The following is a 960-nucleotide window of genomic DNA, read 5'->3' as shown; positions in this document are numbered from 1 at the left end:
TCTTGGACACGCGTCCGTTCCGGTCGACCTCTCCGGACTGCCAGGTGCGCGGTGTCAGTCCCAGATGCGCGCCGACAGACTTGGAGCGCCGGAACCGGGATGGCACGTCGATCGTCGCGCGATAGGTCAGCGCAACGATCGGGCCGACGCCGGGAACGGTCATCAACCGGCGGCACACGTCGTCGTCACGGGCGAAGTCCACCGCCACCTTTTGCAGGTTGGCGTATTCGAGAGCCAGGGCACGCCTCGCAGTCAGCATCGGATTGAGCGCCTGCATCAGCATCGTGCGGTCGCCGGCCAGTTCCAGAACGCGCGCCTCGAAGTTGCGTTTGGACACCACGCCCATCTTCAGGCCGAAGCTGCGCAGCATGCCGCGGATCGCCAGCTCGATATCCATCAGCTTGCGAACCAGCGTCTGCCGGGCCACCAGGAGGAAGCGCAGTTCCTGCGCGGTCTGCGTCTTCACATGCACGGAGCGGAACCAGCCGGTGCGCATGATGTTCGCGATTCCGCGCGCATCGTTGCGGTCAGTCTTGTTCGGCATGGCCGACAGCGCCGCCTTGGCGTGCCGCGTCTCGATGCACACGACCGGCAGACCGGCTTCGGCCATGCCGTCGTAAAGCCATTGCGACGGAGCGCCGGCTCCAAGGCCGATCCGCTTCATCGCCATGCCGCATTGCGTGAAAAAGGCAACGAGGTCGTCCGGTTCGGAAGCAATCTTCGCCTCCTTCATCACGGTCCCGTCAGCATCCACGATGCAGATCGTCGTCATCTCAAGGGAAACATCAAGTCCTGCAAAGTACTCCATCGCGCTCTCCATTCCGGTTGCTGGTGGACCGGCACGAGCCGGTCAGATCACCGTTCACGGTATGGCAAGAGGCGCTTTCCTCACACGCGACGAGAACAGAAACAGTTACCCCAGCTAACTTATCCAGCGGACCTCCCTAATGGGGCAGGCCA

General features: G+C 63.1%; 1 protein-coding gene. It reads right to left on the bottom strand.

Annotated features, from left to right (window positions below; genetic code table 11):
• On the bottom strand, nt 1–808 hold an 808-nt coding region (locus tag AC5XE7_RS20830; RefSeq protein ID WP_495367434.1), incomplete at its 3' end, for an IS110 family RNA-guided transposase.
• Nucleotides 809–960: the final 152 nt, after the last annotated feature.

The sequence above is a fragment of the Aquamicrobium sp. YD-1-mutant5 genome, from assembly GCF_059509755.1.
This window is presented reverse-complemented; position numbering and strand designations above follow the sequence as displayed.